This is a genomic window from Leptospira borgpetersenii serovar Javanica (genome assembly GCF_003046425.1).
GTDB classification, from domain to species: Bacteria; Spirochaetota; Leptospiria; order Leptospirales; family Leptospiraceae; genus Leptospira; species Leptospira borgpetersenii.
This window is the reverse complement of sequence record NZ_QAJG01000021.1, coordinates 1-21582: the sequence shown is the minus strand read 5'-3', so window position 1 is coordinate 21582 and position 21582 is coordinate 1. Positions and strand designations below refer to the sequence as shown.

General features: G+C 39.1%; 16 protein-coding genes and 4 pseudogenes. 10 read left to right on the top strand and 10 right to left on the bottom strand.

Annotated features, from left to right (window positions below; genetic code table 11):
• Positions 1–199 precede the first annotated feature (199 nt).
• Entirely contained in the window at positions 200–793 is a 594-nt protein-coding gene (locus CLV95_RS14585) for a TetR/AcrR family transcriptional regulator (protein WP_011669504.1), read from the bottom strand.
• Positions 794–883: 90 nt separating this feature from the next.
• Positions 884–1561, bottom strand: coding sequence for a hypothetical protein (locus CLV95_RS14580; protein WP_002734293.1), 678 nt, complete (start codon positions 1559–1561; stop codon positions 884–886).
• A 130-nt stretch (positions 1562–1691) separates the two neighbouring features.
• Between CLV95_RS14580 and CLV95_RS14575 the strand changes: the two genes are divergently transcribed.
• Positions 1692–2366, top strand: coding sequence for an OmpA/MotB family protein (locus CLV95_RS14575; RefSeq protein WP_002734041.1), 675 nt, complete (start codon positions 1692–1694; stop codon positions 2364–2366).
• A 31-nt stretch (positions 2367–2397) separates the two neighbouring features.
• Here CLV95_RS14575 and CLV95_RS14570 read toward each other — a convergent pair whose 3' ends face one another.
• From CLV95_RS14570 to CLV95_RS14550, 5 genes and pseudogenes are all read right to left on the bottom strand, one after another.
• Complete coding sequence (locus CLV95_RS14570; RefSeq protein WP_002737196.1) at positions 2398–2754, bottom strand: DoxX family protein; 357 nt, start codon at positions 2752–2754, stop codon at positions 2398–2400.
• A gap of 377 nt (positions 2755–3131) precedes the next feature.
• Positions 3132–3524: a YfeK family protein gene (locus CLV95_RS14565; RefSeq protein WP_002730107.1), complete on the bottom strand. Its 393-nt coding sequence runs from the start codon at positions 3522–3524 to the stop codon at positions 3132–3134.
• A 184-nt stretch (positions 3525–3708) separates the two neighbouring features.
• Complete coding sequence (locus CLV95_RS14560) at positions 3709–6168, bottom strand: hypothetical protein (RefSeq protein ID WP_002737192.1); 2460 nt, start codon at positions 6166–6168, stop codon at positions 3709–3711.
• Positions 6161–7581 (bottom strand): annotated as a pseudogene (locus CLV95_RS14555) (MDR/zinc-dependent alcohol dehydrogenase-like family protein). Before CLV95_RS14555 ends, CLV95_RS14560 begins: the two are co-directional and overlap by 8 nt.
• A 162-nt stretch (positions 7582–7743) precedes the next feature.
• Positions 7744–8526 carry a class II glutamine amidotransferase gene (locus CLV95_RS14550; protein WP_002730074.1) on the bottom strand — a complete coding sequence of 261 codons (783 nt, stop codon included), beginning with the start codon at positions 8524–8526 and terminating at the stop codon, positions 7744–7746.
• Positions 8527–8647: 121 nt separating this feature from the next.
• On the opposite strand from CLV95_RS14550, the gene CLV95_RS14545 reads away from it, so the two are divergent.
• From CLV95_RS14545 to CLV95_RS14520, 6 genes and pseudogenes are all read left to right on the top strand, one after another.
• The gene (locus CLV95_RS14545) at positions 8648–9754 is read left to right on the top strand and encodes a glycosyltransferase (protein ID WP_002734022.1); all 1107 of its coding nucleotides are present in this window, start codon (positions 8648–8650) and stop codon (positions 9752–9754) included.
• Positions 9751–12516 carry a DNA polymerase I gene (gene polA / locus CLV95_RS14540; RefSeq protein ID WP_002733943.1) on the top strand — a complete coding sequence of 922 codons (2766 nt, stop codon included), beginning with the start codon at positions 9751–9753 and terminating at the stop codon, positions 12514–12516. Before CLV95_RS14545 ends, polA begins: the two co-directional genes overlap by 4 nt.
• A 629-nt stretch (positions 12517–13145) precedes the next feature.
• Positions 13146–13943, top strand: coding sequence for a hypothetical protein (locus CLV95_RS14535; RefSeq protein WP_002730096.1), 798 nt, complete (start codon positions 13146–13148; stop codon positions 13941–13943).
• 163 nt (positions 13944–14106) lie between these two features.
• A pseudogene (locus tag CLV95_RS19475) lies at positions 14107–14290 on the top strand (hypothetical protein); the annotation flags it as partial.
• A 491-nt stretch (positions 14291–14781) separates the two neighbouring features.
• Entirely contained in the window at positions 14782–15561 is a 780-nt protein-coding gene (locus CLV95_RS14525; RefSeq protein WP_002734036.1) for a GNAT family N-acetyltransferase, read from the top strand.
• A 91-nt stretch (positions 15562–15652) separates the two neighbouring features.
• The gene (locus tag CLV95_RS14520; protein WP_017853470.1) at positions 15653–16738 is read left to right on the top strand and encodes a hypothetical protein; all 1086 of its coding nucleotides are present in this window, start codon (positions 15653–15655) and stop codon (positions 16736–16738) included.
• Positions 16739–17307: 569 nt separating this feature from the next.
• Here CLV95_RS14520 and CLV95_RS14515 read toward each other — a convergent pair.
• A complete protein-coding gene (locus tag CLV95_RS14515) occupies positions 17308–17643 on the bottom strand; it encodes an LIC10421/LIC12816 family protein (protein ID WP_002725979.1) in 336 nt (111 codons plus the stop codon).
• 1144 nt (positions 17644–18787) lie between these two features.
• On the opposite strand from CLV95_RS14515, the gene CLV95_RS14505 reads away from it, so the two are divergent.
• A complete protein-coding gene (locus tag CLV95_RS14505; protein ID WP_016561309.1) occupies positions 18788–19210 on the top strand; it encodes a VOC family protein in 423 nt (140 codons plus the stop codon).
• Between the two features lie 370 nt (positions 19211–19580).
• Here the strand turns inward: CLV95_RS14505 and CLV95_RS14495 are convergent, their stop codons facing one another.
• Positions 19581–20615, bottom strand: coding sequence for a helix-turn-helix transcriptional regulator (locus CLV95_RS14495; protein WP_107694999.1), 1035 nt, complete (start codon positions 20613–20615; stop codon positions 19581–19583).
• A 110-nt stretch (positions 20616–20725) separates the two neighbouring features.
• Here CLV95_RS14495 and CLV95_RS14490 point away from each other — a divergent pair, with 110 nt between their 5' ends.
• A complete protein-coding gene (locus tag CLV95_RS14490) occupies positions 20726–20941 on the top strand; it encodes a hypothetical protein (RefSeq protein WP_002730120.1) in 216 nt (71 codons plus the stop codon).
• Between the two features lie 251 nt (positions 20942–21192).
• Positions 21193–21474, top strand: a pseudogene (locus tag CLV95_RS14485) (hypothetical protein); the annotation flags it as partial.
• A 19-nt stretch (positions 21475–21493) separates the two neighbouring features.
• Here CLV95_RS14485 and CLV95_RS19470 read toward each other — a convergent pair.
• Positions 21494–21582: pseudogene (locus CLV95_RS19470) on the bottom strand (DUF1564 domain-containing protein); the annotation flags it as partial.

Sequence of the window (21582 nt, the reverse complement as noted above, 5' to 3'; positions counted from 1 at the left end):
ACAGGTGTTCTTTCTAACGAAATGAATCCCGGGAGCTTCTCGATTATCTTCGATTTCGGTTCAGAGTCCTTGGGTATGTACGAAAGCGGTAAATTCTTTAAGAAAACGTAATTTGCGGAATTGCCACATCCGATTACAAATCTACCCAGCGATTAAAACTGATTTCTCTTCAGGTTTTGGGACGTACCTTTACTAAACTCTAAAACTCTAAAATCAATCGAACTCTATCTTCCAAACCGGAGACTCGATCCAAATATAAGACCTCCACAGAACAAGCGAGAATTAAACTGTACAAAAGATCCACACAAAGGGAGAGTTTTTCTTCCTTTCTCCCAATTCTGTCGTTTCTTTCAAAAGCGGCTTCGAGTAGTTTTCTATATTGGTTACCATATCTTTCCGTGTATTCGTTCTGCAAATTGACGGGAGCTGAATAGATTAAGCTGAAAGGCAATCTTGTCTTATCGGGATAAATCTTTGCGGTCTCAGCGACTGCTTTAAAAATAGAAACCACTTCCACGTGAAGACCTTGATCCCGAATAACTCTTCTTCTGATCTCATTGAGAACGAGTAAATGTGTAGCAATTAAGGTCTTTCTAAATAGATTTTCTTTGGAATGAAAATGATGATAAATACTGGGTTGTTCTAATCCACATTCTTTACTGATTTCTCTCAGGGAAGTTCCATGAAAACCTGATCTAGAAAACGCGATCGCTGCTCCCTCTAAAATCCTTTCACGCGAGTTCTTGTAGTCTCTATTCAAGGGATATAGAGGACTTCCGTCTTTCCTGAACACTTTTCTAGGCAACCCCGGTTTTATGGATCCCTATCTATGGAACGATCCTAAAACTTCTTTCAAATATTTTAATATCCCATCACCCAAGTATCAAAATTCTTTTTTGAAAACCTCGAAGTAATTTCTGGTCTCGTTCGGAATGATAGAAGGATAGGGCCCAAATCCGGGATGATTCTGGTTCGGATTATATTGACCCTTGTTATCTTTTCTATTTTTATCGGATTGATAACTGATCAGAGTGCTAAATAAAAGTTCAAACTTTGCAACAGCTAAAGTAGAGTCTTCTAATGTGATTTCCACTAAGAAATGATTTCCGGAACTTGTGTAATCAAATTCGTAAAAAAAGACAGGGTCGGCATACGCGGAAAAAATCGGCGCAATTTTCTTATCTTTTTTATCACTTCTGTAAATTTGAATCAGGAAAGAATGAGCGGAATCATCATGCGCCAAACCGATTCCTAATTTATATTTTCGAATTCCTTCCTCTTGGATAAAAGGAAGATGAATTTTATAAATAACTGAGTTCCCTTTGAAAACGGCTCCGTTGAATTGATGTTTGTTTTCCAAGTTATATCCGGAGTCTCGCAGAGTTCTATTCACTTCCTCCAAATAAGCTTTGAGTTCTCTTTTCTCCTCAACGGGTTTTCCGGAGACAGAAGTTCCTGCGGGTGTTTTATTTTGAGGAGCAACGGACTTAGGAAGGTAAAAAATCGCTAAAAGAAGTATTAAGCAGAAAGATTTGAGTAATTTGGAATTTAGCCCGTTCATTTAATTCTCTTCTTACGTATTGTAGTCGAGCATATACTTGATGAAAAGATTTTTTTATTCATTCATCTATCCCTTTTGTTTTTTTACGTTTTGCCGACAAATAAAACAGATATCACTTCGGTAAAATCTCATGAAATTTAAAACTCTTTCTATTTTTGTTCTTTTGAATCTGGTCTACTGCGTTTCCAATTCGAAGTACGAGTCTCTTCTAAAATCTTATGAAGAATCAAAACTGGAAAACCAAAGAATTCTTGAGGAAAAAGTGAATCTTTCTCGTTCTTTGAACGAATTAAAACGGATCCAAGAAGAATCCGAATTGAGAATTCAGGAATACAGAGGACTGATCGCTACTTTTCGTTCTCTAATCGATGCGGGTAAACTCAAAATTAAGATCATAGACGGAAGAATGGTTGTGGTTCTTTCCTCGGATATTCTCTTCCCAGTAGGCTCTGCATTCCTGTCTTCCGCCGGAATCGCATCCATTCGGGAAGTAACCACCTTGCTTGCCTCTTTGGGAGGAAAACGTTTTCAAATAGAAGGGCATACGGACGATACTCCGACCGGCATCAAAGGTTATACGAATTGGGAATTGGCGTCCTCAAGAGCTCTTAATGTTCTTCATACGATGATTAAGGCCGGGATGCCCGAGGAGAGAATCAGCGCCGCAAGCATGGGAGCATCTAGACCGGCTCTCCCGAATACTTCCCCCGAAAATCGCTCCGCAAATCGAAGGATAGAAATCGTAATCGTTCCCGACCTAACCAATCTTCCCGGAATGGATGAATTGACAAAGTATTCGAATTGATTTTTTCGAATAATATTATAAAAATTGAATCTTAAACGAAAGTATAGGCCCAGTAAATCAATAAAAGCTGAAGTGGAAGTCTTAAAAGTAAAACCCACTTGGGAGGATCGGTTTTTCTACTGGATTGATAGTGGTATAAGTTTGCAGGAAATACTGCGATCAGAAGAAGAATCACTCCCCAAGCACCGAGTCGTTTTGTATCCGGAAAAAATAGCATGATTCCGAATCCAATTTCAATCACACCGCTAAAATAAACGACTAATTTAGGATAAGGAATATAAGGAGGCATGATTCTCAGATAAAATCTCGGTAATACAAAATGAAGTATTCCCGCAATAATATAAAGGGTCGCCATCGTATAAAGGCTGACGGTTTTCAGATCTGGCATAAACTTTTCCTTTTCAAAAATAAATCCAAGTCAAAATAGAATCTCGTTTAATAAATCAAAATATTCTCTTTTCTCTTTTTCGAAAGAGATTCCTTTGTTTTTGAACTTTAATCTGAAATCCCGATATCCGAAGAGAACTAATATGTTTCCGACGTAATTCTTCCTTTCTGAAAGCGTCCCTCTTATTTAGGGAACGATTCAAAATTAAATTCATAGGCACCCTCTTCCTTGGAATTTACCGGCCATCTTAGGAAAACTCGATAAAGTACAAGAAAAAAAATCTTTTCAGAAATTTTCTTTCGTTTTATGAATCTGCATCTTTGGATTTTATAGAAGCGCCCTTCTACGATTAGGAACTCTATAAGTGAAATAGATTCTTAATTCTTCTTTTTCCTGATCGACTTTGTGGAGGAATTTCTTTCTTTTAAGATCTCATTCCATTTTTCTTTCAACCAAACACCGGATTCCTTAGTCTTACCATCCGCAAATTTTACGAGATACGGTTTTCCGGATACACTGGATTTGGAACCAATATAATCTATAAATTCCTGGATAGTTTGAATTCTTCCCTCCACCGCTTTTAGCTTTTTTTCCATGTGTGCTCTGGCTTCCTTCGGATCATGTTCGACACCGTTTCGGACGAATTTACATTCACAGGTCTGGAATACGGCCATAAGAGAGTTTAAATCATTCCTAAAATCGGAACTTTCTTCCGCAGAGGTTGAAATAAAAAAGAGAAAAGCGAATACACACGTTAGTTTCCTTATCATTGTTAACATTCCTTTAAATGATTCGAATAGAGTCTTCGCTTTTCTAAGAAAAAGATTAGAAGGCATCTTAAAAATACTTTATCTTTACTTAAAACGCCGATTCCGATCACTCTCAGATATTTTTGAGATAGATTATAGCGGCTTCGAAATGGGAGCAAACATCGAATAAAAACAAATTAAAAAGTTAAATCGGATTTCCCCAAGTATCGATTTCATGATCCACTGCATAAAGCCCCGGCGGTAAAATCCTCCCGTTTTTGGATTGATCCGCCATTCCCAAAGCCACGGACGCAAGTTGCCCGATGATCGCATCCATCCCTTCCGTCGGAACTCCGTAAAACAAAAAATTGATCGGACTCAAGTCACTTAACAGAAAAAAGGTTTTTTCGATCTCTACACCATCTTTGGAAACAAAAAAACTCACCTTTCCACCCTGATCGATCCCGGATTGAGGATCCAAAATTCGATCGAATTCCAATCGAACCGGATGACCTCCGATCTTTTTGTCCTCGGAAAACGAAAGTTCGTCGAGCCAGTGGATCAAGTCCGTGTATTCCGCGGTTTTTGTGGAACCGGAAGCTATTAAAATTTTCGATTTGGTTCCGTTGAGAATGAGATCTTCGAAATGTTCCCGTCTTAAGATCGAACATCCGATAACTCCAAGAATCAAATCCCTGGAAAGAAATTCTTCTCTTTCAATTTCACCAATCGTTCTACAATTGAATCTTTCCGATTTGGAGAATTTAATATCAACTTGTATCAAATCCTGATTGGTCCCATGCAATCTAGACTCCAAATACTTGCATAAGTAGGAACCGATATTCCCTTTTGCTCCGAGAATCAAAACCTTCCTCGAAGAAAGAATCATTCCTTGTCCGTTTAAAATCGCCTCGATCGCGTTTAATATCGAATAGGCGACTTCTTTGGATTCTTCTCTTACTTTCTGATCGGAAATTGCAATGGAAAATGATGGCAAAAACAATTTTTGATTTTTATCTTGTACACTTTTGAGTCTGTCATAACCGTTTCGAGTATGTTCTACACTGCCAACTAACGTTTGCATTAGAAAATCGGCAACCTTCATTTCAGGGACCTCTCTTATTACGGAATATTCCTTACAAAGAAACCCCATATCCTTTCCGGAAAGAGCAAACTCGTTGAAGAAAGGAGCCACATATCCCCCGTCTTCTACTAAGATCGTTTTTTCTTTTTTTTGATACGAATCCAAAAGAAGATTCAAAAAAAGATGTCCTGAAAGAAGTTTCATTGCGTCAAAAAAACCGAGTTTTTCTTTTTCCAACCGATCATACAAGTTTTTCAGTTTTGAAGAATCGCTATAAAGAGGAGAAACGGAATAATAAATCTTGTTTTTAGGTCCCATTCTAAGTTGAAGACCAGACATATAAAAATGATCCGTAGGAACGTCCAAAAGAACATCCAAATAATTCGCAGGAACAACTCCCCCGTATTTTACAAAAGCCACTGTAAGTCGTTTAGAACCGAGCCTTCGAAAAGTTTCGATCAAAGCTATAATTTCCGAAGTGATATGATGTATTAGAAAAATGTTAAATTCAATCAAATCGAAACTATGATTTTCCCGATTTGCTATTTTTTCCAAAATCGGCATTCGTTTGAGATAATGATTCAGATCCAGAGTTGTTCTTTTTACGTTGAAGCTGAAATTCAAAACACGATCCAGCCTGGAAAGATCGATGTAAACCCCTATTTCGTCCGCAAGCTGAGCCCTAACCGTAAAGCCCTCTTTTAAATGTTTCGTAATTTCTTGATCTTCTAATATAAGAAAAATCTTTTTAAATAAAGGAAGAGCCTCGACCGGATTAGTTTTTATGATTTCATCCGAAAACGTTTTATCCCAAAAAACGCTGATTTGATCCAGTTTGCCGAGAGGCGTTTTTTCAATTTGTTCAAAAACCTTAGAAAAAGAACGATTTTCCTCCACATAGAATTTTTCACCACGTTGCGCGGCGCTTAAAATTCCGTTGTTGATCGCTTCCGCGATTTTCGTGCTTCCGGCGATAAAAATCCGGGAACCGATATCATCCACGATCACGTGTGGAAGAGCCGTAAGGTCAATATTGGCTCGATCGTAATTCTCAACCGTCAATCGGAAGAAAAATTCCCCCGGCTCTTTTTGATTCGGAACTCTTTCGAGGATAAATTGATAGTCTATGTTTTCATTCGGACTTGTGTGATGAAACGGAAAAACTAACGCGCAAGCAGGGCAGGTTTCGGGATTTTCTCCGTAAAATTCCGGATGGATCTTTTTCGCCCAAACCTGCCTCTGAAAAGTTCCAAATACAGTTCGTAAATGATCCTGAAATTCTTCTTTAAAAAGGAGAATATCCTTTAGCACTCCAGCTCTTGCATAAATTTGAATATAACCAATATGCAGATTCAAAAGTTCTTGATTAATATTCGGATTGATCTTGTAAAAGATCGTAACGTCCCCGATTCCGTTCCGGATCTGTTCGAAAACTTCTTCTCCTAAGGTTCTAGAAAGAATGGAAAGTCCCGTGAAAATCCGAAGATTCTTTAAATCGAGGTTCAAAATTCCTTCCCCACCTCCTTTCAAAGTCGGTCCAAGAGAAGTTTCTAATTCCCTAAATGCGGAGGAATCAGACATGTTCAATCACTACTTTGATCGCTTCCGGTGTACGAGCGGTTGTAAACGCCTGAGAAAGATTTTCCGGAGGATACGTATGAGTCACCATTGCTTCTCCAGAGCCTCCGAAACTTTTCCGTTTTCCTGCAGGAGTTTGATGGCGAGATGAAAATCTCCACATCGGGAAGAACGAATCGATTTACCGGCATTCAAAAACTCTAATAGATCATTTCCCTTAGATTCCCCTTTGAAAAGGATTGCACTTCTCGGACGAACAAGAGAATTTTCGTGACGACGATTCGGACGAATCAAAAGATCGATTTCCTCGGAAGTTCCTGCGATTCCTAAATCGAAACGGGGCACGCGACCTTTAAAATCCTTGGAAAGAAGAATCTTTTCAGCTTCCTCAACGCTTCCATAATATACCCTGAAACGGGACGGTAGAGAAACATTTCCCGCGTTAGGCGCAACGTAAACGGTTCGATTGGAACGAGTTTCTTTTTCCCAATGAAAATCCAAATTCTCATCCGTAAATTTCAAAAGGGATAATTCGTCGACGACCAGCTCCGTGAGCCTTTCTACACCGAAAACTTTTTGTCCGTTCGTGGTTTTAAGATGTAACTCCCTATTTGAAAGTTGGATTGCACTTTCAAAGCCGGATGTAGTACTCGTCGTGTCGTAGACGATCGCAAAACGATCTTTGAGAGACTTAATACTTTCCTTTCGGAGGTCGATGGCTTCATCCGCCCCTAGATCGAGAGAAAGTTTTAAAAGATGATCGTGTCTCGCTAAAGCGGAAACCTTAAACCGGATTCCGGAAGACTCCCTAAAAGCGACTAACGCAGATACAACAAGGCTTCCCAATCTCCTCGGACCTAGGACCGCAACGTTGTCTCCGTTTTTAGGAGGAGAAGCAATCACAGCTTGTAAAGAAGCGGCGAACGGTTCGATCAAAACCGCTGTTTTATCGGGAAGATTTCGAAAAGAAATCGCTGCACTTTGAGGAGCCAATATATAAGGACCAAATCCGCCGGGCAATCGATCGATGCCTAAAACTTTTCTTTCGGGACTGTGAGACGGAATTCCTTCCTTACAAAATTCATCGAAAGGAATTTCTCCCCTTGCTTCAAACGTATCATTGATCTCCACAACGTATTTTTGTTTGATTCCGTCACGGAATTCTACGTCCTCGGCGATAACCTCGTGTCCGATTACTTGCGGAAGTGGAAATGGAAGAAACCGTCGGGAAAGATCCGTGGAACAAACTCCACAAAGTTTAGATTTTAAAAGTTTATAACCCGGGCCTAGATGCAGATATTCTTTTCCGTTTCTGAAAATGTCCCAACCTTTTTCCAAACTTCCTTCGAATTGATAATCGGCCTTTTCAAAAGTATCATCCGAACGATAGTCCATAGCTGAGAATTGAATTTTCATTACATCACCCTTGGTTAGACAAAAAATCCGGGCAAACTTAACGAGTCCAGCATAACAAATGCGAAAGGGATTATTATGCTGCGATGTATAAGAACAACATCTTAGTTTGAAAAATTCAGCTGAACCACTTTCGTAAAAAGCGTTTCAGTGCAGAACTTGTTCTTACCGATTGGAAAATACGATTCGACCTTTTCTCCAAACGGAAAACTCACCCGGCTGACAGATCGTCCATTCTTCATTAGAAGTAAGAGGCCGAGTTGCGATCACGGTGACCCTATCTCCCGGAGTTGTGACTTTTCGAAAATCCACGCTGAGATCCGCGTCGACAAGTCGGGCCTTTCCAAAGGGAGATTTTCGGGTGATCCAGGAAAGTTTTGTGGAACAGTACATATAGAGATTTTTAGAATCGCTGAAGAGAATGTTGGAAACCCCTTTTTGATGTAGTTCCCGCATCAAAGACTCAACGGTTTTGAAAAGTTCGGCTTCTTTCTTAGGAGGATTTTTGAACTTCTTCTTCAACTTTCCCAAAAGCCAACAAAACGCATATTCCGAATCCGTACTTCCAACCGGTTGAAAATCACCGAGGCTGAGGGACTTCTCCTTGATTTTTTTGAACTGTCCATTATGAGCAAAAGTCCAGTGAGAGCCCCAAAATTCCCGAACAAATGGATGCGTATTTTTCAAGTCCACTTTTCCGCGGTTTGCCTTACGGATATGGCTGATCACAATTTCACTTTTAATAGGAAGGTTTTGAACGAAGGCGGCAATTTTAGATTCTACACCCGGCGATGGATCGTGAAAAATGCGAAGTCCCTTCCCTTCATAGAACGCAATCCCCCATCCATCCTTATGAGGCCCCGTTTTTCCTCCTCTTTGTACAAGACCGGTCAGACTGAAACAAATATCTGTCGGGACATTCGCGCTCATACCAAGAAGTTCACACATTCCACTTTTCCTTGAGTGCCGTTTAATATATTAGAACAATTTTCGTAAAAACAGAGTTTTTCTGTCCAGTGATTTTTTAAGGATTCCTTGCAGAAATGACAGGCAGCTGGAAACTGAGCCGGTGATTTTACATATAGACACGGAAACAGGCTGGAGAGGAGGAGAAAGACAACTCCTACTTTTGGCAGAAGGTTTAAAAAAGCGAAAAATCCCCCAACTCATCGTAGGCAAACCCGGATCCGCTTTGGAAGGGCGGTGTTCCGACCATGGGCTTTCGTTCCAAGCGCTCAACATGCGGGGAGAATGGGATCTTGCATCCGTCAAAGCAATTCGCGCAGTAGTTGAGGAAAAAAAAATCAAACTCATCCACACACATACTGCAAAAGCGCATACACTTGCCTTGTTCGCAAAATCAAAACTTCCTAATATAAAACTCGTAGTCTCTCGGCGAGTCGATTTCAGCATTAGAAAAAACTTATTTTCAATGTGGAAATATAAATCGAAACGAAACGATCTTTTCCTAACCGTATCCGATAGAATTCGTGAAATCCTACTTCGAGACGGAGTCGATCCCGCAAAGGCCGTCACCGTTCACAGCGGAATCGATTTCTCTTTTACGAAAAAACTGCCCGATCCGACTCGCTACAAAAAGGAATTCTCGATCAAAAAAGATACAATCGTGATCGGGAACGTGGCCGCACTCGTAGACCACAAAGATCAGAAAACTCTTTTGAACTCAATTTCAAACATCGATCCTTCCAAGAACTTTAAGGTTTTTATTGTAGGTGAAGGCGAACTGAGGACGGAATTGGAAAACCTTGCTGATACATTAGGGATTTCTGATAAAATAATTTTCACCGGTTATAGAACTGACGTTCCGGATATCTTTTCTCTTTTCGACATTTTTACACTCACTTCCAAGGAAGAAGGACTCGGAACGTCGATTTTGGACGCCATGGCTGTCGGTCTTCCGATCGTCGCGACCAAAGGTGGAGGAATCGGAGAAATGCTGACCCACGAAAAAGGAGCCTTTCTTGCAGAAGTCGGAGACTCAGATTCTTTAGCAAAATATTATGAAACCCTTATGGATGACATAAAACTTCGCAAAATGTTCGGAAACTTCAACAAAGAATCCGTCAAAAGATTCTCCATCAAAAACACGATTCGAAAAACGGAGCTCGCCTATTATTCCTTTTTAGGCGAAGAGCTCTTCGGAGAAAAAGAATGAAACGTCTGCTTATCATCGACGGGCACGCATTCGTATTTAGGGCGTATTACGCATTCGGGGCTTCCAATCTCACAAATTCCAAAACGGGGAAGCCCAGCGGAGCTACATTCGGTTTTTTTAAAATGCTTTTTAAACTTCTACAGGATTATACTCCGACTCACGTAGCGATGACCTTTGACCCGGGAGGACCCTTGGAAAGAGGGAAAACCTTCGAAGACTACAAGGCCAATCGAAAACCCATGCCGGAAGATCTCCGTCCTCAGATAAAGGAAGTGATGGAAACCCTCGAAAAGATCGGCTTTAAAGTCCTGAAAATGGAAGGCCACGAAGCCGACGACATCATCGGGACTCTGTGTGAAACTTACCGGACCACCGCGAAAGAAATCCTGATCTTCTCCGGCGATAAGGACTTATATCAATTATTAGAAAAAAAGAATATAAAAATGCTTCGTGGAAAAAAAGGAGTCACCGAATTTGTGGAAATCGATTCCGCGTGGGTAAAGGAAGAATTGGGCATAGACGTAAAACAAATTCCGGATTATATGGGAATCGTCGGCGATACTTCAGACAATATTCCGGGTGTGAAAGGGATCGGCGACAAAGGAGCATCCAAACTTCTTCAGGAATACAAAACTTTAGATGGGATTTATAAGAATTTAAATAAGATCAAAAACCCCTCGATACAAACGAAACTTTCGGAACAAAAAGAAAACGCCTATCTTTCCAAACAACTCGCAACGATTCGAAGAGATCTGAAATTAGGAATCACCGAAAAAGATATAGAAACTCCCGATTACAAATCGGATCATGCGATCGTTTATTTCAAATCACAGGGTTACAACGTTCTTTCGAAAGATCTCGCGAAGTCGGCGGGAAAAGAAGTTCCCAAAGACGCTGAAGTTACCGATGCGGCCGCGGACGGAAGCGCTGAAACCAAAACGATTCCCGCAGGAGAAAAAGGAACTTATAAACTCATAACAACCGTGGAAGAACTTTCAAAAATTTGCAGAGGACTTCCGAAGTCCAGAGTTCTTTCGGTAGATACGGAAACCACTTCGCCGAATCCCGCTATGGCAGAACTTTTGGGAATCTCTTTTTCCAATCAGGAAAAAACAGGCTTCTACGTTTCCGTAAAAAATAGCGCTTCCTTATTTCAAGACAAGTCCTTCAGCTTGGAGGAAATTCGAGAACATTTGGGCCCGGTATTGTCCAGTCAAGTTCCGAAAGTCGGGCAAAACATCAAATACGATCTCATCGTATTAGAAAATCATGGTTTTATATTGAACAATATACAATTCGATACAATGCTCGCCTCCTACGTAATCCAACCCGAAGGAAGACGTCATAACATGGATGTCCTTGCAAAAGATCTTCTAAATTACGATACGATCACTTACGACGATCTTGTCGGTACGGGAAAGAAAAAGAAAGAACTGACCGACATCGATCCAGAGCAGGTTGCAGAATATGCGGCAGAAGACGCGGACATCACTTTCAGGCTCTATCAAATTTTTCGGAAGAAAATCAAGGAATCAGGAGTGGAGCCGATTCTACGGAATATAGAGATGCCTTTGATTTCCGTTCTAGCAAAGATGGAAAAGACCGGCATCGCTCTCGACGTTCCTTATTTCGAGGAATTGGCGCGCGACTTCGATCGTGAAATCCGTCACTTGGAATCCGAAATCCATAGACAAGCAGGTAGATCGTTTAACATCGCTTCTACGAAAGAACTACAGAAAATTCTTTTCGACGATTTGAAATTAAAAACCGTCAAAAAAACTCAGACCGGTTATTCAACCGATCATGAAGTTTTGGAAGAACTCTTAGGAGAACATCCGATCGTAGAAAAACTTTTGGACTATAGGAAGTACACCAAACTCAAGTCCACGTACGTCGATGCTCTTCCCAAAATGGTAAATCCTCGAACCGGAAGAATTCACACAAGTTATAATCAAACAATCGCGGCCACAGGAAGATTATCCTCCACGGATCCCAATTTACAAAACATTCCGATTCGGGATCGAGAGGGTAGGTTACTTCGAAAAGGATTTACCGTTGATTCTGATGAGTACGAAATTCTAAGTTTGGATTATTCTCAGATCGAACTTAGAATCATGGCTCATATCTCCAAGGATCCTGCGATGTTGGAAGCGTACAATCACGGCTTGGATATTCATATAAGAACTGCAGCCGCTCTGTACGGAGTTCCCGAAAAAGAAGTCACACCCGAAATGAGGGATAAAGCCAAGGTCGTCAATTTTTCCGTAATCTACGGAGTGACCCCCTACGGACTCAGCCGTAATCTTAGAATTCCAAGAGACGAGGCAAAATCATTTATCGAACGTTATATGATACAGTATCCGGGAGTGAAGAGTTATATGGATTCAATGGTCGAGTTTGCCGAGAAAAACGGTTACGTTCAAACGTTAACCGGTCGTCGTCGTCCGATAATTGACATTAATAGTACTCACAAATCCGCGAAAGAGGCAGCAAAACGAGTCGCGATCAATAGTCCGGTACAAGGAACAAGCGCGGATATGATAAAAATTGCGATGATTAATATCCACGAGGACATCGAAAAAAAACATTACAGATCCAGAATGTTATTGCAAGTTCACGACGAACTTGTCTTCGAAGTTCACAAAAAGGAAAAGGAAGAATTCAAAATCTCCATGAAAAAACATATGGAAAATGCGATGCCTTTGGATCTTCCAATCCTTGTGGAAGGAAAATTCGGAGTCAATTGGGACGAAGCTCATTAGAATCGACAACAAAACTAGAAACACGAATTATTCCCTATCTCATCCTAATTTTTAAAACAAATTAGGTATTCGTATGTGCCGCAAATCCGGCGAAATCTATAACCGATAATTCATTCTCTGAAGAAGAAACTAAACGGGAAAAAACGATAATGATGTAAGTTTTTTCGGAAATTTTTTCCTCAGCTTTTGTAACGAACACAAAGTAAAGTCCCGAAGAATAGATTAGAATTGTTGAAAAATCAATTCTAATCTATGTTTTATGAAAACGGTCGATTGAAGCAGTTTTGTTAATCTGAACTTTTTCAACAATTCTATTGCACTGAGGCCTAGTCTTTGCGGATGGGAAAGCAAAAATCGTTTACAAGAAGGTTAGATACGTTTAAAAAAATAAGTCGAAACGTTGAAAGACATGATATTGGGTCATTTCGATTCGAACGACAAACGGTATGGGCGGACCTAGTTTTGAAATTCAGCTTCGTAAGATTGCATACTTGTAGCCGATTACCACATTTCGACTTTGAATCACACTTTTTTCATCGAGGATTCTCCTTGAAAAAAAGAAATACTAAAAGATCCTGATAGAATCAGAAAACAAGAAGATTTCGTTTTGAAAACCTTCTATACTTTATATGGCTAAATCGAGTTATAATAACCCTAGATTTTTTGACTTCGTATACGACGAATTCCTAACCGCCGGCATAGATGATTCGATTTTTTCATTTCAAGAGGGTAATCTTTTTAACTCTTTAACAAGAGAGAACATTTTAGAATTGTTAGAAATCACCGGAGTTCTTCCGGAAATTCGAAAGAAAGGTTATCAAAAAGTTCAACTTGAAATCTCGGGTATGGGACAGGACTTTCAAAGGCTCGTATTAATTTTCGATAAGGAGATTTTATTACATCTTCGTTTGAGCATACAAGAATATAGGTTAGAAATCAACGATTACTACTTTAAGGAAAAGTATCTCATCATAAATTGGTTACAAACACGTCATCCGAAACGTCAATCTATGAATAAAAATCAGCTGTATCCTGGGCAAGACGTTCCAGGACTTGGAATCTTTCACCAAATTTCCGATTTTATAGGATTTTTAATCTTGTCTCTTCGATTAAACGGTGCGATAATTCGTCCCGAGTATTTTCATGATGCCGTTTTATTTTCGAAAAAATTCCGCTTCTTAACCCCGGAAGCACAAGCTCTGTTTTTTGCCCTAAGAAGGGATTTTAAAAACGAATCCATTCGTGAAATTTCCACTTATATCCACTCCGGTAAAGTTCGTAATCACAAGAACATTCTTGAATGGAAAGCGATTGAAATGATTCTGTTTTTGGAAAAAACTTTAAACTATTTCGTCTTTAATAAGAAGTTCGATAAAAAAGTAAGCAAAATCTTAGACACGATCAAATTGAGCGTTGCGGAATCATAGTTGCGAAAATTTCGGATATTGTTTTTAATGAATAAAAAGACAAACTGATGCTCAAAAATGAATATTATATTTTTTGAATATAAATATCTACAAACGATTTTTTCTATTCGTCTTAACGAAGAAAATTAATTTTTCAATAATCCCATTCAGGATATTAATGTTAATGTTATCACAATTTGATTTTACGATTCTTAACAGAAAAGGATTTACATCAAGTTCAAGTTACAAAACCGAACGTTCATCTTTTGATTTTTTTAATCAATAAAAAATCTTTGTTAAATAAACTCGACAAAGATAGTAATTTCATGGGCTGTTTCGTAAAAGGGTTTGATAACTTAGATATCTACAGCACATCCCAAAACCCGTAGAGCGCCAATAGAAGCGAGACGCTTTAGTTTTTTCGAGCGGGACCATAGGGAGCGGTGGCTTGAGTTTCTCTTGCATTTTTGGGTGGCGGAACGGTTCGGAAAAGTTCTCTCTATCAGAAAATCATACTTTTTGCAAGCAAAAAGCTCATTCTTGTCGGAATACTTGAAAAATGTGTGTTTTTGATCCTTCCTATTCCAAAACCCTTCTCAACTTGTGGGGTTGGTTATGGCTCTCTATGGGCCGCAGTATTATGGATCAAGTGGAGTCAAGTCACTAGAATTAGGAAAATTGAATGTAATAAAATCGAACGCAATAACCGGAGCGGAGAGCCGCCTATTCAAGCAATTCTTAAAGAGAACATTCAACACTCATTTTTTCCGAATCAAGTCACAGAAATTTATTTCCCATGTAATCTGAACGTAAAAAGAACGAATAAGATAATGCACAATTCAAAACCGAAGGAGTTGTTATGAGAACGAATTTCGTCGACAACCGGGTAAAAGCAGAACGAAAACTGGAGGTTCGGATCGCCGAAAATCAGTTGGAAATAGAGCGGACTCTTGCACTTCGTTACGAAGTTTTCAATCTAGAATTGGGCGAAGGGCTGCCTCAATCAGCGGCAACGCGCAAAGACAGAGACGAGTATGATCTTTTTTGCGACCATTTAATCGTGATCGATAAGAATCGAGAAAACAAAATCGTTGGGACATATCGAATTCTCCGAAGATCCGTTGCAAAACAAAACCTAGGCTTTTATTCCGACAATGAGTTCGATATCACTAAAATTTACGAATTGGACGCGGAAACCGCAGAGATAGGAAGAAGTTGTGTTCACCCCGAATATAGGGACGGATCCGTGATTTCAATGCTCTGGGCTGGGTTAGGAACCTATATGCAGAAACATAACATTAGATATTTTTTCGGGTGTGGTTCGATTCATCATACCGACACGAGATCCGCTAATGAAGTTTACGCTTATTTAAAAGATAAGAACGCTCTTGTAAGTAAAGAATTCGACGTAACTCCCCTTCCAGGTTTTGAAATTCCAGGCTTTGATCCGAACTATCAAGTGGATGATATAAAAGCCGTTTATAAAAGAATTCCGGCCTTGATTAAGGGATATATCAGAGCGGGTTCTCAAATTTGCGGAATCCCCGCTTGGGACAAAGTTTTTAAAACCATCGACTTTTTCATTCTTTTCGATGTTCATGACATACAGTCCAAATACGGAAAACGTTTCCTAGATTAAAGTCCCTTTACGTCACACCGGAACCCCCTTGACGGGAGTTCCGACATTTTATTAATATCTTTTTAAGCGTTTGCCTAGAGATATTCCTCTGATGAAACAAAATGAAACAGATTTTCAACACCCTAGTACCCGAGATCAAATCCGATTTTACTCGTTGGTTGCGATAGCCGGAATTCTGATGGTTGTCGCTTATCAATTCGGATCCTCCTCTTATTACTTAGGCTGGTTTGCATTTTTTATCAGCGCGTTTTCCGTAGCCGGAAACGACGCGGTACAAACAATCGGAACTTTTATAGAAAGTAAAAAAGTAGTCCACTGGATCTCAAAGTTAATTGTTTTAGGGGGGACCATCGTCGTCATTTTTTTAGGTACTTGGATTTGGAACGATTTCCAGATTCATTTCGGGCGTTTGGAAAATTTTCCAGAAGTTCGAAAATTCAATCTCATACAACTTTTAGCTCCATTGATTCTAGTCGTAATCACCCGACTGAAATCTCCTATTTCCACCACCTTTTTAATCTTGGGACTTTTCAGCGGAAGTAATATCGAAAAGATGCTGACTAAATCTTTTTTCGGTTACGGAATTGCATTCGGCATTGCAATTTTTGTTTGGGGAGTTTTGGTAAAAATCGATCCGAAAGAATATACTGAAGATCACATTCCAGATCCGAGAAGTGAAAAACGTTGGGCTATTTTTCAATGGTTATCCACAATTTATCTTTGGATCGCTTGGTTACGTCAAGACGCGGCAAACATCGTAATTTATCTCCCTAGACAACTTTCTATTTTAGAATTCATCCTCGCAGTCGGAATACTTGTCGTTGCTTTAGGAATTATTCTTTATACAAACGGCGGAACTATTCAAGAAATTGTAACGGAAAAATCGGATATTCAATGGTCCAAAGCCGCAACAATTGTGGATTTGGTTTACGGCACCATTCTGATTGTCTTTCATGAATGGAGTCAAATGCCAATGTCGACCACTTGGGTATTTTTAGGAATGCTCGCAGGTAGGGAAATCATTCTCAATTTCATGACTTTCAGGGATCTTCCTTATTTAGAAACGTTTCGAAAGGTAGGAAAAGACGTATTACTTGCATCAATGGGAATTGCCGTCAGCATTTTTATTTTCATCTTAGCTTCTCAAATTTACCCGGACACTGCTTCGGGCTCTTAAAGCAAAATATTATAATTATATAATGCACGGTCAAAATCTTAGACAAAATGGTACCCCTTCCGAGCTTGAAAACCGTGGGTTAGATGCGAGCGTTTACCACAAAACAAGAAAACCAACAGAAATAACGTAATAAAATAGAGTTCCCGTATTCTAAGATTTTAGGACGCACTCTGATTTGTCTCCGTTCCGGACATTTACTTGTTCCGACACGAAAATCGTTCCATTTTTTATGTTTCAGATCGAGTTACCCGACTGAATCAAATGTTTAGTTTGCCTGAGGAGACCCTATTCCAAAATTCACTTGTATTCATAAGATGAAGAAATATATACACCTATGAAATGACAAATATCTTGATAGATGAAAAAACTATCCAGACAAAGGTCCCGACTTTTACTCGGAATTCAAGGAAGATCCGGCGACTTACATTTACAATCCTTCTAAAATTTTCGTATGGCAACTTGATCAAATACATTTTTTATTCAATGTGTCCAAACAATTCACTGCAATTAAAAAGGCGCCCAAAAGGCGCCTTTTTAATCTTGGTCTATCAAATAAGATGAATGGAAAATTAAAAATTTCCAAGAACGGATTGGTATCTTTGAGCTTCTTTTTCCAGTAATTGAGCTTGTTTCAGATATTTTCGAGACTGCATATTACTTGCGAGAAATTTTCCACCCGTAGATCTTCTTGCAAGTTCCCGAAGTTCTTCGGCTCTATTCGCCTTTTGTTGTGCAATCGCTTTCAAATAATTTCCAACCGCAGCCTTTTGTTCTTTAGTAACTGCACTTTCAAAGATCGCCTTTTCCAAAAGCTGATCCTCAACTTCTTCCGACACTGCAAATAGAGAATTTGCAGCGAACAAGCCAAGAAGGGAAATTATAGAAATCAGTTTGTTTATTTTCATTATTGAAACCTCAGATAAATATTTTCTTTGAAGAATGAATCCTCAATGCTAATTTGACCAACCACCTTAAGAAATAAACCAAAAAAAAATTTGCACCTTTTTTTAACAACCCATTCAAACACTTTATAAATTCTGCATATTCTATTTCCATTAAGCACACTTGACCAAAAATGGCCGGGAAACATACATTTTTATTCCGATAAGCTTAATATTTGCGATTTTTTTCCAAAATTGCTTATAACAAACACAGTATATAAAAATATGTGCAATTAGAACACGATTGCCGAGCTTGAATACAATAGTTTTCATTTTATAAGCATTTTTTTAAAATTACTTTTACAAATGAGGAAACTATATTCATTATAACTAAGTAAAGTTTTATTTTGAAAAAAATCTGAATAAATGCTTAACTAAGCAGCTTTTGTTCAATTTTTAGGCATTTATTTTTTAGAAACAGAGGGTAAATTGAACAATTTTCAAACAAAATGGGAAATTATATGATTCTATCTTATCCGTAGAAAAAGACATATTTTAATATTGTATCGAGGTACCTCTACTGATTCCATTGTTACCCGTAGGAGTTCCTACTTTTTGATACTTTAAGAGTGTAAACTTATTTTACAGTGCGCCCAAAACCTGCGGAAGCGATCTTTAAAGAGGAGCGCCACTTTAGTTTCCTTTTGGGACAAAGCCTTATCTTCGTTTAGAATGCCAATTTCAATCACTCTAAGATATTTTTGGATAGTTTCTAGTAAAATTCTCCCAAATCCTCAAAAATAAGATAAAAGCGGAATTCACTCTAAAAAATTTTGTAGAAACTCTCACAAAACCCGCTAAGACAAATTTAGGATCTATCCCAAATCTAGATAGAAATAGAATCGTAAATTTTTTATAGACTAAGAAATTCTCACAAATTACTCCCCTTTGATATGATAGTTTATCAGCTTTCGAATGAGCCCTATTGTTGGAACACTCCCTTTTACATCTTTGTTAAACTAAAGCGTCTCGCTTCTATTGGCGCTCGGATAACTCAACGTCTCGCTTCTATTGGCGCTCGACGGGTACTTGGGATAGCTCTTAAAAAACTTCAATTCTACAAATTACCATTCCCAAAATCGTGAAGATTGGGAAAAAAGAGAGTATTATGAAATACCTTCACACTATGATACGGGTTTTAGACCTTGAAAAAGCTCTGGATTTTTTCTGTACAACGCTAGAACTCGTCGTTGTTCGTAAAAAAGAACACCCTGAAGGCAAATACACACTCGTTTTCCTATCAACGGGAGAAGTCGACGCACCCGAAATCGAACTAACTTACAATTGGGGACAAAAAGAACCTTATACAAGCGGAAGAAACTTCGGCCATTTAGCTTTCGAAGTGGAAAATATCTACGAAACTTGTTCCAAAATCGTTTCCAGAGGAATTACGATCAATCGCCCTCCCCGAGATGGAAGAATGGCCTTTCTTCGTTCCCCTGATCTCATTTCAATCGAACTTCTCCAAAAAGGACACGCACTTCCACCGAAAGAACCTTGGGTATCCATGCCCAACATTGGAGAATGGTGAATATTACTTCCTTCCGTTTCAAAACTAAAACTGAAGCCGGGCTCCAGCCTTTGTAAACAAAGACTGGATTCGACCAAACTTTCTTACAGCTCGGCCCAAAACCGGCAGAGCGACCCTTAGGGAGTCGAACTCGTTTAGTTTTCTGCTTTGTCAGAAAGATCAAGCTGCAAGATTCTGTCCCAGCTTTGGGACAGAATCTTATATCGAATTCACGTTAAGAATAGATTTACAAAGTTCAGATTCCAACTTTCTTCAGGGTGCCTCTATAAAATCCAAAGAGCGGATTCTAAAATCAAATTTTTAGATGAATTCGATTATATTATCAAATTAAAAAGTAAGAAATCGACCATCAATCTTCCCAAGTTTATCTTTAACCTTTTAGCAAGGATCGGTAATTAATTACAATTTGTTCCATATACTTCCTGAAATCCGAAGCAACGAACACCGGAAGAATTTCCCTGATCGAATCTCTCGCTTCAATCAATAGCGGGAAAAGTCCTTCCCTATTCGTGACCTTAAGCCGAAACGAATCTCTGGAAAATTCTTCATAAGAAATTTCCGATATTGAATTTCGAACTTTGTATGAGGATTCCGGATCGCAAATTAATTCGACTTCGATCGGGTCATGTACCTGAAATAGAGCGGGGTGCAAAACCCAATCTTGTGAGTTTTCCCTTTTTTGCCCTTGAGGTTGATAAAGAGGATTTTCAGCAATCGCTTCCACTCTCGTGATTTTAGGAATAACGAATCTCCTTCTTTCTTTTTTCTTTCTGTCGTAGGCGAAAAGATAATAGTCCTCCGAATTTTTTCGAATCAATCGAATCGGATCAACTTCCACCCGATAGGTTTCTTCCGGAAAGGTTTTATAATATAAAAATTGAACAGGGGATTTCGTTTTCAAAGCCTCTAAAAGTTTTTTCAGAAGTTCCTCCGACTCGTCCACTTGACTCAACGACTTTTGAGTTTTTAGATCCATTTCCAATTCGGGATAAACGTCCAGTTTTCCTTCAAACAACTTTTGAGACAAAGAATACAGTTGCAAAGAAGGAGTTTCTTGATACGATCTAAGAATCGCTTCTGCGAGCACCCGCAATTCCTCCTTTTCCAATCGCAATTCACGATTGGATATGTTTCGATCGAGAACGTAACCCTCCTGTGTGGAACGAACCAAAAAACCGAGCTCCCCCAACTCCTCCATATCTCTGGAAAGTTTTTTCCGGTCTGAATCCGGGTTTTCCAAATTCTGATAATGGTCCGGAAGCAAAGAACGAATTTTCGTAAAATTCATAGGAGAATGACGACTTAACAAATTGAATAGTAAGGCGGAAAGCCTGGATTCGGCCTTTCCGACCTCTTTTATGGGAATCGGAAAGTCGTCCTCGTCCCAATTTTGAATTTCTGACATAGCTAGAAACTTTCCAAAACTCGAAATTCTAATCAACTCGAAAACCACTTGAACCCATTTGTTCTTCCCTCAAAATCTCCTCATTATAGATTTTATCCAAAGGAATCAATATGAACACGATTTTGAATTACATAATTCCCCATGCTGTCGGTTTTATTTTCATTGCAATCGGCTGGTACATTAGTATTTTAAATGTGGGGTTAACTCGTTTTACGGAAAATGTTTTGATTACAAAATGGACTCTCAGCGGTTTGACTCTAATCTTAATCGGAGCTTATCTTCCCGAAATCTGGATCGGCACAAGAAATTTCTTTAAAAATAAGTAAGAATTACAAACCGGAAAGATATTCCGACTTTCTCTTTTTCTCGGGCGGCTTTTTTCGTTCTAACTCGTTCTCAGCCGCCCACCTTTGTAACTAGAAAAGCTAGCGCTTTTGAGGGAATCCCTCATCCAGAGGACAGAAAACTGTAAGCGGCGATCCGTTCTCACAGAGCGCGGAATCGTAAAATAACATGAGTTCGACGGCTGAAAATGAAAAAGAATTTTCTAAAAGCAGGAGTTCCTAGAATTTTAGAATTTGTTCTTAGGGAAAGTTTTAAAAGTGAAAGCATCGTAAGGTTTTTTAAACCAGAGACCAAGGAATTTGTATCCTTTATAAAATACAGAGGAATGGGTGATTGTGGAAAATATTTTCGTTACGGTCTTTCCGAAGATGAAAAACCGATTCTTAAGGAAGTACATGTTAAGTTGGAATGTAATAGGACGTATTCTTATACATCGGATGAAATTCCGCTAGAGTGGACTGAAATTTCTGTAGATTCTTCCTTCGGCGGCGGTAGGTGGATTAGAACTTTTTGATATTTGATCTGGGTGGTTTTTATTCTTTTACATAATATGGATATTTGTTTGTCATTGGGTTTGGTTCAAATTGTAATTCTCTCGAAATGAGATTTTGTCTTCTGTCAA